Origin of the sequence: Streptomyces luteosporeus (genome assembly GCF_039532865.1) — a bacterium.
Taxonomy (GTDB): domain Bacteria; phylum Actinomycetota; class Actinomycetes; order Streptomycetales; family Streptomycetaceae; genus Streptomyces; species Streptomyces luteosporeus.
The window spans coordinates 56,797-70,266 of record NZ_BAAASL010000018.1 but is presented as its reverse complement, the minus strand read 5'-3'; the positions used below and the strand labels follow the sequence as shown (position 1 = coordinate 70,266).

The window sequence follows — 13,470 nt, the reverse complement described above, 5'->3', positions numbered from 1 at the left end:
TGGGAAAATGCAGTCAACCGCGTGCCTCCTCGACAGTGCCGCCCTCGTCCGGCGCCCCCGCTCGTCCCCGATCAGTACCACGATCGGCGATGCCGTGATCACGGCGCGTCAACCCCGGTGCCACTTCCGTCGCCCACTCCTCCTCGGCGTCCCGGCGCCCCTCGCGGGCGCCCTGCTGGAAGCCGGCGAGCTTGCGGCGCAGGGCCTCGGGGTCGACGCCCTGCCGCACGCTCAGCGGAACGGGCTTCTGGGCGACGACCCTGGGGGTGCGCCGCGGCAGACCCGTACCGGTGACGCCGGGGCCGGCCGGCGACGCGTGCCGGGGCTCGGGCTGCAGCCGGGAGTCGGGGTGCGGCGGGGGCGGCACGACGGGCCCGTGGCCCGGGTGGCCGTACTCGGGGGGCGAGGCGTGGGTGCCGTACGGGGAGTGGGCGGTGGGGTGGGGGGAGTGCGCCGGGTGCGGCTGCGCGGCGTGCCGGTGCGCGGCCTCCGGCGGTACGGGCTTGCGAATGGTGGTCAGTTGGATGGTCTGCTCGTCCTGGTGGGCCCACGGGGCCGCGCGGCGCGGCCCGGGGACGGAGGGTCGATGGGCGGAACGCCCCTGGAGGACGTGGGAGTTCACCTCGGCGGCGGCCCCGGGCAGGTCGGTGGGCGGCCCGGTGCGGGCCGCACCGGGGACGGGTGGCGCGGCGGCCGGGTCGCTCATCGCGGGCGGCTCGGCCGGCAGCAGCCGGCCGGGCAGCACCACGACGGCGGTGATGCCGCCGGGCCGCTGCTCGCGCAGCTGGACGCGCACGCCGTGCCGGGCGGCGAGCCGGGCCGCGACGTACAGCCCGAGGCCCATGACGGGCTCGTCGTGACCGCCCGGGACGTCGGCGCGCGGCCCGGAACCGGCCTGGGCCAGACGGGCGTTGAGCTCGTCGAGGCGCTCGGGCGCCATGCCGATGCCCTCGTCCTGGACGGAGAGCATCACCTCGCCGTTCTCCAGCAGCCAGCCGGAGACCTGGACCTGGACGTCGGGCGGGGAGAAGGCGGTGGCGTTCTCCAGGAGCTCGGCGACCAGGTGGCTGATGTCGTCGGCGGCGAAGCCGGCGACCTGGGCGCGGGCGGGCAGGGAGTGGATGCGCACCCTTTCGTACCGGTCGATCTCGCTGACGGCGGCGCGCAGCACGTCCAGCAGCGGGACGGGGGCGGCGTGGCCGGCGGGGTGCTCGGCTCCGGCGAGGGTGAGCAGGTTCTCGTTGTAGCGGCGCATGCGGGTGGCGAGGTGGTCGAGGGTGAAGAGCACCTCCAGCCGGTCGGGGTCCGCTTCGTGGGCCTCCATGGACTCGATGACGGTCAGCTGGCGCTCGACGAGGCCGAGGGTGCGCCGGGACAGGCCGACGAAGGTGGTGTGCACCCGGCCGGAGAGCCCGGTCATGCGCTCGTCGAGCTCGTGGCAGCGCTCGCGCAGCGCGTCGCGCTCCTCCGCCAGGTCCTGGCGGGCGACGTCGAGGCGGTTGCGCTCGCCCTCCAGGAGGGCGATGCGCTCGCGCAGCCGCACGACGGTGCCGTGCAGGACGTTGACGGAGCGGCCGATCTCGGCGAACTCGTCGTCGCGGCCGCGGAAGGAGACCGGCTCGCGGGCCCCCGGCTCGGCGCACAGGCGGCGCGCCCCGAGGCGCAGCGCGGCCAGCGGCCGGGTGACGGAGCGGGCCGACTGTACTCCGGTGACCACGACGAGCAGGAAGGCCAGCGCGGCGAGCGCGCAGCGCACCTGCAGGGCGGTGGCGTCGTGGTCGCGCAGGGCCCCGAGCCGGGCCATCTCCTCGGTGGCGAGGGTCGATTCCAGGCCGCGCAGCTGCTCCAGGCGGGCGGTGAGCTGGGCCCGCACGGGGCCGGGCCGCTCCAGCTCGGCCGGTGCGGGCTGGGGCCGGTCGCCGAGCCGGTCGAGCCGGGCTTCTGCGGCGGCGGTCTGCGGCCCGCCGACCGTGCGGGCGTACTCGGCACGCAGGGCGGCGGGGGCGAGCCGGCGGAAGTCGGCGAGGGCGGCCTGCTCCCGCAGCCGCTGCTGCAGGGCGGCCTGGCCGTAGCCGGGCTGGGTGCCGTGGGCGGCCAGGGCGGCGGTGAACAGGGCCCGGGTGGCGGACGCCGCCTCGGCGGCGCGGCCCAGCGCGGGCAGGGCCGTGGCCTCGGCCGACTGGGCGCGTGCCGGCAGCCGCTGGACGACGCCGGCCTCGGCGTCGTCCAGCGCCTGGACGGTGGCGGTGTACGCGGTGAAGACGCCGAGCGCGTCGCCGGGGCCGGCCAGGGCGCGGCGGCGCAGCTCGGGCAGGCCGGCCAAGCGGTGGCGCAGGGCGGCGGGCGCGCCGGGGCCGAACTCCTGGATCTGCCGGTCGACGCGGGCGCGTTGCTCCTCGGAGGCGGCCACCGGCACGGGCGCGCCGGAGCGGCCGCCGGCGACGAACTCGGTCATGGCGTCGCGCTCGTCGGCCAGGGAGTGGGCGAGGGCGACCGCACCGCTGCCGGTGGCGGCGCCGGCGGCGAGGTCGCGGGAGTCGGCGAGGTCGCGTATGGCGTCGGCGATGCCGAAGGCGCCCGCGCCGAGGGCGGCGAGGGAGACGACGGCCACGGAGGCGATGAGCCGGTTGCGTACGCGCGCGGTGCGCTCGGGCACTGCCGTGGTCTGCTGTTCGCGCTGGCCGCCGCGAAGTCGCTTCTTCCGCACCGGTGCTCGCAATCTGCTCTCGTCGTCCGGCGCACCGCCGACTGACCCTGACCGATCTGACCCCTGTCGGGTGTCACCCACCGCATCCCCCCGGCAAGTGCCCCCACTACATCAACAGCGCGGCGTGCCGGAAGGATGCGCGTCGTAGGGCACGGAAATTCGGGCATCCGGCACACTGGTCGCATGCGCATCGAACTTGCCGGTCAGCCAGGGGATTCGGGCCGTCCGAACGAGGATTTCGCGGCCGTCGCCCTGCCCGCCTCGGGCGCCGGCGGGGCGCTCGTCGTCCTCGACGGGGTGACGCCGCCGGCGCGCGGGACGGGGTGCGTGCACGGAGTGCCGTGGTTCACCACGCGGTTGGGCACGACCCTGCTGGAACTGGCGGCGGGCGAGCGGCGGATGGAGCTCGGGGCGTGCCTGTCGGAGGCGGTGGCGCGGACGGCGCAGGCGCACCGGGACACCTGCGACCTGTCCGCCCGGCTGACCCCGCAGGCCACGGTGGTGGCCGTGCGCTGGGACGCGGAGGTGGTCGAGCACCTGGTGCTCTCGGACTCGGTGCTGCTGCTGGAGGGGGCCGACGGCGAGGTGCGCGCGGTGCTCGACGACCGTCTCGACCGGCTGGTGGCGCTCGGACCGGTGACGGACGACCAGCGCAATGTGGAGGGCGGCTTCTTCACGGCGGCGGCCGACCCGGGCGTGGCCGCCCGCGCGGTCACGGGGACGACGGCGCGCGAGGCCGTCCGTGCGCTGGCGGCGCTGACGGACGGCGCGTCGCGCTGGGTGGAGGTCTTCCGCGAGGGCGCGTGGGCGGAGTGCTTCGCGCTCCTGGCGAAGGAGGGCCCCCGGGCGCTCGTCGAGCGCGTACGGCAGGCGGAGGCGGCGGACGCACAGTGCCGCGCCTTCCGCCGGGGCAAGCCGCACGACGACGCGACGGCGGTGTACGTGCAGCTGTAGGGCCGGCGCCCCAGCGCCCCGTCAGGGGCGCGGGGCTTCGCCCGGGCCTGGGGGTGGCGCGTCGACTGCGGGCCGTCGGTGGCCGATCGCGCCCACGCGGCGGCAGCCGCAGATCGGCACAGCCCCGCGCCCCTACAGGGCGCCGTGGGCTGGTGCAGTGCCCCGTAAGGGGCGCGGGGAACTGCGCGACAAGCCACGACGCACCCGCACACGGGGCGCCGGGCAGGTCCTAGAGCTCGGCGCGCTCGTTCATCTGGTGCATCAGGCGGGCGAGCTCGGCGACCTCGGCGCGGTCCCAGTCGGCGAACCGGCTCACGTACTGCGCCCGCCGGGCGTCGCGCACCCGGGTGAACCGGGCGCGGCCCTCCTCGGTGATCCTGATGAGGGAGGCCCGGCCGTCGGCCGGGTCGGGGTCGCGGCTGACCAGGCCGAGCTCCTCCAGGGCCCGCAGCTGACGGCTCATCGTGGCCTTGCCCACCCCGAAGTAGGCGGCCAGGTCGGTGGCGCGCTGCCGGCCGGACTCCTCCAGACGGACCAGCAGGCCGTAGGCGGCGGGCTCGAGGTCGGGGTGGACCTGCCGGGCCAGCTCGCCCGAGGTGGCCCGGGCACGGCGCAGGAAGACCGCGAGCTCGCGCTCCAGGGCGAGGAAGGCCTCGTCCTCGCCGGCACCGGCGCAGCCGCGGGGGCCGCCGTCCTCGGGAAGCGGGTTACCGGTCTGGTGCACGTGGACGCCCTCTCCTGCTTTCAGCCGCTGAAAAATCCGGTTTGGCCGCGTCGTGTCGCCGCAGCTCGGTCAGTATTTCGCAGGATTAGACCAACGGCAGCACCCCGGGTCCCTATCGCGCTGCGCGTCTCCGTCCGTAGCTTGATTAATGGCATGGTCATACCAATCGGTTGGCCATTGAACTCTCCCCCACCCTCCCCCACCCTTGGCTTCGGAGGCACCATATGCCCGAGCATCGTTCCGGCCCGGGTCGCCCGATTCCTCCGAGATCGGCGACCCCACGCGCCCCCCGTCCCCCCCACGCCCGCCGCATCCGGTCCGTCCCCCTGCTCTGCGCACTCACCCTGCTCCTCGCCCTGCTCGTCCCGCTGACCCTCCCCGACGCCGCGGCGCCCGCGGCCGGCGCGGGCATCCGGCCCACCCACCCCGAGCGGGACTGGATGGGCTCGACCGTCCGGGCCCACGAGGGCGGCCCGCAGACCGACGAGGGCTCGGCCGGCGTCCCCACGGTCGAGGGCGTGGACGTCAGCAGCCACAACGGCAATGTGGCCTGGTCCACCCTGTGGAACAAGGGCGCCCGCTTCGCCTACGTCAAGGCCACCGAGGGCACCAGCTACACCAACCCCTACTTCGCACAGCAGTACAACGGCTCCTACGACCGCGGCATGATCCGGGGCTCGTACCACTTCGCCCTGCCCGCCAACTCCAGCGGCGCCGAGCAGGCCGACTTCTTCGTCGACCACGGCGGCGGCTGGTCGGGCGACGGCCGGACGCTGCCGGGCGTGCTCGACATGGAGTACAACCCCTACGGCGACACCTGCTACGGCATGAGCGCCGGCGACCTGATCGGCTGGATGGCCGACTTCTTCGCCACCTTCCGGGCGCGCACCGGGCGCGACGCCGTCGTCTACACCACCACCACGTGGTGGAAGCGGTGCACCGGCAACTACGGGGGCTTCGGCTCGTACAACCCCCTGTGGATCCCGCGCTACGGCTCCTCCGCCGGCGAGCTGCCCAACGGATGGGGCTTCCACACCCTCTGGCAGTACACGGACAGCGGAAGCACGGTCGGCGACCACAACCGCTTCAACGGCTCCTACTCCCGGCTCAAGGCGCTCGCCTACGGGTGACGGCGCGCGCACGCCACCGGGCCCCCGGCGCACATCGGTGCGCCGGGGGGGGCCCGGACGGGCGTCGGCCGGACGGGCGGTCGGCCCGTCCGGCGTCAGCCGGTGAAGCGGTCGGCCGGTCGGCCGGTCAGCCGCAGTGGCCCGCCGGACGGGTGCGGGTCACCAGATCGGTGTAGCCGGTGGTGCCGTCGATCCACACCACCTGCTTGCCGCCGGCCGCGGCCGCGCCGATCTGCTCGCCGCGGTTGCAGGAGACCCGGGCGGGGGCGGTGGCGCCGGTGGCGTCCGCGCCGAACTGCCACAGCTTGGCCAGCGACTCGTTGCGGGCGCGGCTGTCCGGCACCTGGGCCGAGACGGTCACCGCGTCGTCGGAGGCGGTGACGTCGAAGGCGTACAGCGCCCGCTCGCCCTTCTCCGGGCTCACGTCCACCGTGCCGCTGCCGTCGAGGTTCGCCCGGCGCACGGCCACCTGGCCGTCGTCCACGTTCTCGTCGGCCAGCCAGTAGACGTGCTTGCCGGTGATGGCCGTCCGGCCGACGGCCTGCGGCTGCCCGAGCTGCTTCATCAGCGTGCGCGTGCCACTGGCGAGGTCGAGGACCTCCACGCCGCTGCGGTAGTCGTCGCCGTCACGGTAGGACTTGGCGTACGCGATGCGGCCGTGGCTGATCGAGGGCGCGGCGGAGCCGACGTCGGAGGTGCCGCCGTCCACCCAGGCGGGCTCCTTGTCACCCGGACGCAGGTAGCCCACGTGGCGGGATCCGAAGAGGTCCATCTTCTCCAGCACCACGACCTGGCCCTCGACGCGCACGCCGGAAACGGTGTCGGGGGTGCTGTAGAGCTTCTTGACCGGGCCGCCGGCCAGCGGCCGCGAGAGCACGTCGATGCCGGCCGGGCTGTAGGCCGACCAGACCACCGTCCTGCCGTCGGTCGCCGGGTTGACGTGGAAGCGCCCGTCGTTCGGGCTGATCAGCTTGGGCGTGCCGGAGCCGTCCGTGCGGCCGGCCCACACCGAGTACGCCTCGGTGCCGTCGTCGTTCGACTTGGCCGCGGCCCACCAGCCGCCGCCCGCGCCCACGCCGGTGTCGGCGGTGTTCAGCCGGCCCAGCAGCTGGTCGGAGTCGACGCCCAGGGCCTGCTCCCAGTTCGGGACGATGCCGTGGGCGTTGAAGGAGCGCTTGACGACGTTCAGCTGCTGCCCGGAGACCTGCAGGGCCCGCGCGGCCGCGATGACCGCGTTGCGGCCCTCGGTGAAGCCGTCGAGCGGGGTCATGTACTCCGTCAGCGCCTTGTAGGCGATCTTGTCGGCGAGGGTGCGGCCGAGGTCCTCGCGGATGTCCCACAGGGCGCCCGAGAAGATCGTGGAGTTCAGGTGCACGCCGCCGTTGTCGTAGGCGAAGGAGGTGCCCGTGAAGTTCTTGGCCGTCGTCGCCCCGTCGTTGAGGTCGCGGAAGGCGCAGTCGCGCGGCGCCTTGGTGCGGCACAGGTTGCCGCCCATCAGGCCCGCGTCCGGGTCGTCCATCGACATGCCGGCCGCGTCGACGGCGATGGCGTTGCCGAAGTAGTCCGCGATGGCCTCGTTGAGGGCGCCGGACTGGCCGGCGTAGACGAGGTTGGCGGAGTTCTCGACGACGCCGTGCGTCATCTCGTGGCCGACCACGTCGAGGTCGGCGGAGAGGGTGCGGAACTCCTTGTCGCCGCCGCCGTACACCATCTTGGTGCCGTCCCAGAAGGCGTTGACGTACGGCATGCCGAAGTACTGGACGCCGACGAGGGAGTTGATGGCCATGCCGCGGCCGTCCAGGCTGTCGCGGCCGTGCACCTTCTTGTAGTAGTCGTACACCTTGCCGGCCGCCCAGTGCGCGTCGACCGCGCCGGACTCGGTGGCGTCCTTGCCGAACTGCGGCGTCTTTGAGCCGAACTCCTTGATGCCCTCGGGCCAGGTGCCGCTGACCTCGGTGACGTCCTTGCCGCGGACGTCCCAGGTCGAGATGACGTTCTTGCTGGTGTCCCACATCCGCGCGTGGTCGTTCATCACGTACTCGCCGCGCGCGGTGTCGAAGAACAGCCCCAGCTCGACGGTCGTGCCGTCGTACTTCACGCCCGAGCCCTGGACACCGGGGTTGCGCCCGCCGTCGGGGGCCTTGCCCTCCTTGGCGTCACCGGTCGCCGCGCCGGCGGCCGCCTGCGCCTTCGGCGCGCCGAAGGTCTTGATCCCGCTGTACTGCAGGACCGGGAAGCCGGCCTTGGCGTCGATGTAGACCTCGCACAGCACCGGCTCGCCGGTGGCGGGGTCCACGCCGCGGACGGTGACGTGCTGGGTGAGGACGCCGGGGCCCTTGGGGATGACGACGAGGCCGCGGGCGGTGCCGGTCAGGGCCGGCTTGCCGGCCTCGGCCCGGAGCTTCTTGGCGCCGAGCTGCGCCGTGACGGCGCCGACGGCCCGCCGGACGGCGAGCTCCTCGCCGACGTCCGGCGTGGTGCCGGTGGTCAGCGCCGTGAAGTACTTGCCGGAGGTACCGGTGACGACGCGCTTGCCGTCCTTCTTCTCCATCCGGACGACGTACTGCCCGCCGAGGACCTCGACGCCGCGGTGCTTCTGCTGCAGCCGGACGGTCTCCGCCGTCCCCGCGGCGAGCGTCTGCACGGGCGTGAGGTCACGGCCCGGATTCGCTATGCGGTAACGGTTCTTCTTGTCCGCGAGGTGCCCCCGGGCCGCATCGGCCGCGCTGCCCGAGGCCTTGGCGGCGTCCCGGATGCCGTCGACCAGGGAAGGGGTGGAGGTTCCCTTCCCCGGAACGACGTCCGCCGGGTCGCCGCCGCTGCCGCTCCCGGCCGCGAGGGCCTGGGCCGGCAGCGCACCGACGACAAGGGCGGCAGCGCTCACCAGCGCTGCCGCCCCTGCTATTCCGCTCTTGACTACCGGTCTTCCCGAACCAGCTCTGGAACTCCTGGAACTGCGCAAGGTTCCCCCTCCGTACGTACGGAACGCCGGAATTTCTGTGGTCGGCGCATATGCAACCCGTGAGGCGTGAGCCGATCAATGGGGCGTACGTAGCGGGGGGTTGATTTCAGCCGGGCCTACGAGCCGGTAGCACCGTCGATGCGCTCGCGCAGCAGATCGGCGTGGCCGTTGTGGCGGGCGTACTCCTCGACGAGGTGGACGAGGATCCAGCGCAGCGACACCCGCTCCTCGCCCATGAAGCGCACGCCCTCCTCCGTGAGCGTGCCGCAGTCGTCGAGCGAGGCACCGGCGATGAGCTCCCGGGCGTCGGCGATCTCCGCCCGCCATGCGGCCAGGGCTTCGTCGATGCCCTCGTCGGCGTCGAGAACGAAGCCCTGGTCCTTGGCCTCCCCGTACAACCAGGGCGTGTCCGGCCGGCCGGCGAAGATCCGCCGGAACCAGTTCCGTTCGACCTCGGCCATGTGCCGCACCAGGCCGAGAAGCGTCATCGACGACGGCTCGGCGGAGGCGGTGCGCAGCTGCTTGTCGTCGAGGCCCGCGCACTTCAGCGCGAGGGTCTCGCGGTGGAAGTCCAACCATGCTTCGAGCATGGCCCGTTCATCTGCGTGCAGGGGCGGCACGGCCCGCCCGTCCGGCATCGAGACCATGGGGCTCACCCTGGCACAGGACGTTCACGCGGTCACCCCTGCTAACACGCGCACCGACGAGACGGCCGGCCGGCTACGCCGCCAGCGGCACGGTCGCCGTCGCCGGGGTCAGGGCCAGCTCCAGCACCCGGCGCACGTCCGAGACCGCGTGCACGTCGAGCGCGGCCAGGACCTCGGCCGGGACGTCGTCGAGGTCCGGCTCGTTGCGCTTGGGGATGATCACCGTGGTGATGCCCGCGCGGTGCGCGGCCAGCAGCTTCTGCTTCACGCCGCCGATCGGCAGGACCCGGCCCGTCAGCGAGACCTCGCCCGTCATCGCCACGTCCGGGCGCACCTGGCGGCCGGAGAGGAGGGAGGCCAGGGCGGTGGTCATGGTGATGCCGGCGCTCGGACCGTCCTTCGGCACGGCCCCGGCCGGGACGTGCAGGTGGACGCCGCGCTCCTTGAAGTCGCCGACGGGCAGCTCCAGCTCGGCGCCGTGGGAGCGCAGGAAGGACAGGGCGATCTGCGCCGACTCCTTCATGACGTCGCCCAGCTGGCCCGTGAGCGTCAGGCCCGCGCCGCCCGTCTCCGGGTCGGCCAGCGACGCCTCGACGAAGAGGACGTCGCCGCCCGCGCCGGTGACGGCGAGGCCGGTGGCCACGCCCGGCACGGACGTACGGCGCTCGGCCGGGTCCTGCGCGGACTCGGGCGTGTGGTGGGGCCGGCCGATGAGCGGGCGCAGCTGCTCCACGCCGATGGTGAAGGGCAGCTCCTGCTCGCCCAGCTCGTGCTTGGCCGCGACCTTGCGCAGGAGCCGGGCGACGGCGCGCTCCAGGTTCCGCACGCCCGCCTCGCGGGTGTACTCCCCGGCGAGCTTGCGCAGCGCGGCGTCCTCGATGACGACCTCCTCCGGCGACAGGCCCGCCCGCTCCAGCTGCCGGCGCAGCAGGTGGTCGCGGGCGATGACGACCTTCTCGTCCTCCGTGTAGCCGTCGAGGCGCACCAGCTCCATGCGGTCCAGGAGCGCCTCGGGAATGGCCTCCAGGACGTTGGCGGTGGCGAGGAAGACCACGTCGGAGAGGTCCAGCTCGACCTCCAGGTAGTGGTCGCGGAAGGTGTGGTTCTGGGCCGGGTCCAGCACTTCGAGCAGGGCCGCGGCCGGGTCGCCGCGGAAGTCGGAGCCGACCTTGTCGATCTCGTCGAGCAGGACGACCGGGTTCATGGAGCCGGCCTCCTTGATCGCCCGCACGATGCGGCCGGGCAGGGCGCCGACGTAGGTACGGCGGTGGCCGCGGATCTCCGCCTCGTCGCGCACGCCGCCGAGGGCGACCCGGACGAACTTCCGGCCCATCGCGCGGGCCACGCTCTCGCCGAGACTGGTCTTGCCCACGCCGGGCGGGCCGACGAGCGCGAGCACCGCGCCCCCGCGCCGCCCGCCGACCACGCCCAGCCCCCGGTCGGCGCGCCGCTTGCGCACCGCCAGGTACTCGGTGATCCGCTCCTTGACGTCCTCCAGGCCCGCGTGGTCCGCGTCGAGGACGGCCTTGGCACCGGGAAGGTCGTAGGCGTCCTCGCTGCGCTCGTTCCAGGGCATCTCCAGGACCGTGTCCAGCCAGGTGCGGATCCAGCCGCTCTCCGGGCTCTGGTCGGAGGCGCGTTCGAGCTTGTCGACCTCCTTCAGCGCCGCCCGGCGCACCTTGTCCGGCAGATCGGCGGCCTCGACGCGGGCCCGGTAGTCCTCCGACTCGTTCTCCGGATCGCCGTTGAGCTCGGCGAGCTCCTTGCGGACGGCCTCCAGCTGGCGGCGCAGCAGGAACTCGCGCTGCTGCTTGTCCACACCCTCCTGGACGTCCTTCGCGATGGACTCCGCGACGTCCTGCTCGGCGAGGTGCTCGCCGAGGCGCTTCACGGCCAGCTTCAGACGGGCGACCGGATCCGCGGTCTCCAGCAGCTCCACGCGCTGGGCGACGGTCAGGAACGGGGAATAGCCCGAGTTGTCGGCGAGCTGACCCGGATCGTCGATCTGCTGGACGCGGTCCACGACCTGCCAGGCGCCGCGCTTGCGCAGCCAGCTGGTGGCGAGGGCCTTGTACTCCTTCATCAACTCGGACACCGCGCCCGGCAGCGGATCCGGGGTGACCTCCTCCACGGCGGTGCCCTCCACCCACAGGGCCGCACCCGGACCGGTCGTACCGGCACCGATCCGGACCCGGCGCACACCGCGGATCAGCGCGCCGGGGTCGCCGCCGGAGAGACGGCCCACCTGCTCGACGGTGCCGAGCGTGCCGACGCCGGCGTACGTGCCGTCGACGCGCGGCACGAGCAGGACGCGCGGCTTGGTGCCGCTCGCCGCGGCGGCCTGCGCGGCCTCGACCGCGGCGCGCACCTCGGCGTCCGAGAGGTCCAGGGGGACGACCATCCCCGGCAGGACGACCTCGTCGTCGAGCGGCAGCACGGGCAGGGTGAGCGGTGTGGACGTCGAAGCCATGATCTCCCCTTCGGCATGCAAGTTGAGTTGTACCGACTCAATGCATGACCGGTCCCGGATGTTCCCGGGCGGGTGTTCGCTGTGAGCGATCAGTGTGGGCGGTGGGGCGCCTGCGGCGGGCGTCCTCAAACGCCGGACGGGCTGATTTCAGCCCGTCCGGCGTTTGAGGACACCGGGCGCAGCCCGGTCCGGGGGTCCGGGGGCTTGCCCCCGGGAGACGGGGAGAGGGCGGGGCTGGGGATCAGCCGCCCGCAGGGCCCTCGCGGAGCAGCGGGCGGCAGAAGAGGCCGATCAGGAGGGCTATCGGGTGGCCCCAGCTCGACATGGGGTCGATGAGTTCGATCAAGTCCTGCGCACACATCGCCCCCGCGATCCCCAGCAGCACCCACTGCCCCACCCGCGGCAACAAGCCCGACAGGGCTCCCACGCACGCCATGAGGCCGAAGCTGATGCCGTAGTCGAGGCGGTGCAGGGACGCCTCGGGGAGGCGGCCGGCCGCCACCGCGCCCGCTACGGGGAGTTCCGTGGCGAGGGTGGCCAGGACGTGGCCGGCGAGGAAGACGCCGGCGGTGCGGGCGCCGCCGACGCGGCGTTCGAGGGCGGTGAGGACGAGGAGGAAGGCGGGGCCGTAGGCGGAGTAGAGGCCGCCGGCCACCCACAGGGCGCTCGCAAGGAGGACGAGGACGGGGCGGTCGGCGAGGTGGGCCGCGTCGGTGCTGGATTCCTTCAGCAGCTGCGTGACCGTGGCCTGGTCGCCGAGGTCGGCGTACAGGGCGGTGGCGAGCAGGACGAGGCCGTAGGAGAAGGTGAAGGGCGTGCTCGTGGGGGTGGGCAGCAGCCGCAACCAGGCGGTGGGTATCCGGCCCCGGCGAGGGGCGGTCGCGGCGGGGCGCTCCTCGGCGTCAACCGCAGTCACTCGGTCAGGCCCCTTTCCGCGCACGTCCCCCCGGATTTGAACATTAAGGTGCAGGACCGGCCGCCGGATCAACTCCGGGGCGTGACTCGGGTCACCTTTGTCAACCTCTTGACGCTTTTCGGCGTCGGCCGGTTCGCCAACGACGCGAGGAGGTACGCAATGCCTGTCGATTCGTTTGATGCGCCCGTTGATGCGCCCGTCGTGATCGAGCGCCGTGAGGGGCCGTACGGAGAGGTCGTGCTGCGCCGGCGGGGCGGGCACCACGAGATCATCGCCAACGGGTGCTTCCTGATGGACACCTCGGACGGGCGGTCCGAGCGGCTGCTGGTGGACGCGGCGCTGGCCGCGCTGCCGGCCGGCCGGCAGGCGCCGTCGGTGCTGATCGGGGGGCTGGGGGTGGGGTTCTCGCTGGCCCGGGCGGCGGCCGGGCGGCGCTGGGGGCGGATCACCGTGGTCGAGCGCGAGGCGGCGGTGATCGACTGGCACCGCACCGGCCCGCTGTCGGCGATCTCGGGCGCGGCCCTGGCCGACCCCCGTACGGAGGTGGTGCACGCGGACCTGGTGGCGTACCTGGCGGACCGGTCGGGCCCGGTCTTCGACGCGCTGTGCCTGGACATCGACAACGGCCCCGACTGGACCGTCGCGGAGGACAACGACAGCCTCTACTCCCCCGCCGGACTGGCCTCCTGCCGGGCGCGGCTGGCGCCCGGCGGGGTGCTCGCCGTGTGGTCGGCGCAGCCCTCGCCGGCGTTCGAACAAGCCCTTCGCAATGCCGGATTCGCCGGGGTAACGACGGAAGAGATCGCGGTTGCCCGAGGCGTCCCGGACGTCGTCCACCTCGCGATCAGCGCCGCGTAGCCGAGCCGCGCCGGGTGCCCGTACCCTGCCTTCCACAGCTGCAGGACTGGCGGGGATCCCGGCACCGGTGCCGGGATTTCCGCAGGGAGGACGCTAGGGGCG

Annotated in this window: 9 protein-coding genes; 3 read left to right on the top strand and 6 right to left on the bottom strand. The window is 73.7% G+C overall.

Going from position 1 to position 13,470, the window contains the following annotated elements:
* Positions 1 to 13 precede the first annotated feature (13 nt).
* A complete protein-coding gene (locus ABD361_RS22500; RefSeq protein WP_344437299.1) occupies positions 14 to 2,656 on the bottom strand; it encodes a sensor histidine kinase in 2,643 nt (880 codons plus the stop codon).
* 234 nt (positions 2,657 to 2,890) lie between these two features.
* Between ABD361_RS22500 and ABD361_RS22495 the strand changes: the two genes are divergently transcribed.
* On the top strand, positions 2,891 to 3,661 hold the full coding sequence (locus ABD361_RS22495; protein WP_344437298.1) for a protein phosphatase 2C domain-containing protein: 771 nt from the start codon (positions 2,891 to 2,893) through the stop codon (positions 3,659 to 3,661).
* 229 nt (positions 3,662 to 3,890) lie between these two features.
* Here ABD361_RS22495 and ABD361_RS22490 read toward each other — a convergent pair whose 3' ends face one another.
* A complete protein-coding gene (locus ABD361_RS22490) occupies positions 3,891 to 4,385 on the bottom strand; it encodes a MarR family winged helix-turn-helix transcriptional regulator (RefSeq protein WP_344437297.1) in 495 nt (164 codons plus the stop codon).
* Between the two features lie 224 nt (positions 4,386 to 4,609).
* Between ABD361_RS22490 and ABD361_RS22485 the strand changes: the two genes are divergently transcribed.
* Positions 4,610 to 5,515, top strand: a complete 906-nt coding sequence (locus tag ABD361_RS22485) for a lysozyme (protein ID WP_344437296.1) — start codon at positions 4,610 to 4,612, stop codon at positions 5,513 to 5,515.
* Positions 5,516 to 5,642: 127 nt separating this feature from the next.
* On the opposite strand, the gene ABD361_RS22480 is transcribed toward ABD361_RS22485, so the two are convergent.
* The 4 genes from ABD361_RS22480 to ABD361_RS22465 form a co-directional block, all read right to left on the bottom strand.
* Entirely contained in the window at positions 5,643 to 8,399 is a 2,757-nt protein-coding gene (locus tag ABD361_RS22480; protein WP_344437295.1) for a M4 family metallopeptidase, read from the bottom strand.
* A 194-nt stretch (positions 8,400 to 8,593) separates the two neighbouring features.
* Positions 8,594 to 9,124: a DinB family protein gene (locus ABD361_RS22475; RefSeq protein WP_344437293.1), complete on the bottom strand. Its 531-nt coding sequence runs from the start codon at positions 9,122 to 9,124 to the stop codon at positions 8,594 to 8,596.
* A gap of 73 nt (positions 9,125 to 9,197) precedes the next feature.
* Positions 9,198 to 11,594 carry an endopeptidase La gene (gene lon / locus ABD361_RS22470; RefSeq protein ID WP_344437292.1) on the bottom strand — a complete coding sequence of 799 codons (2,397 nt, stop codon included), beginning with the start codon at positions 11,592 to 11,594 and terminating at the stop codon, positions 9,198 to 9,200.
* Between the two features lie 241 nt (positions 11,595 to 11,835).
* Positions 11,836 to 12,510, bottom strand: coding sequence for a rhomboid-like protein (locus tag ABD361_RS22465; RefSeq protein ID WP_344437291.1), 675 nt, complete (start codon positions 12,508 to 12,510; stop codon positions 11,836 to 11,838).
* Between the two features lie 159 nt (positions 12,511 to 12,669).
* On the opposite strand from ABD361_RS22465, the gene ABD361_RS22460 reads away from it, so the two are divergent.
* Positions 12,670 to 13,368, top strand: coding sequence for a spermidine synthase family protein (locus ABD361_RS22460; protein ID WP_344437290.1), 699 nt, complete (start codon positions 12,670 to 12,672; stop codon positions 13,366 to 13,368).
* The last annotated feature ends 102 nt before the right edge of the window (positions 13,369 to 13,470 follow it).

What these genes read in the sequence shown, in the direction of transcription:
- ABD361_RS22495 (WP_344437298.1), top strand. Translation starts at nt 2,891, where the DNA reads ATGCGCATCGAACTTGCCGGTCAGCCAGGGGATTCGGGCCGTCCGAAC.
- ABD361_RS22485 (WP_344437296.1), top strand. Translation starts at nt 4,610, where the DNA reads ATGCCCGAGCATCGTTCCGGCCCGGGTCGCCCGATTCCTCCGAGATCG.
- ABD361_RS22475 (WP_344437293.1), bottom strand. Translation starts at nt 9,124, where the DNA reads ATGGTCTCGATGCCGGACGGGCGGGCCGTGCCGCCCCTGCACGCAGAT.
- lon (WP_344437292.1), bottom strand. Translation starts at nt 11,594, where the DNA reads ATGGCTTCGACGTCCACACCGCTCACCCTGCCCGTGCTGCCGCTCGAC.
- ABD361_RS22460 (WP_344437290.1), top strand. Translation starts at nt 12,670, where the DNA reads ATGCCTGTCGATTCGTTTGATGCGCCCGTTGATGCGCCCGTCGTGATC.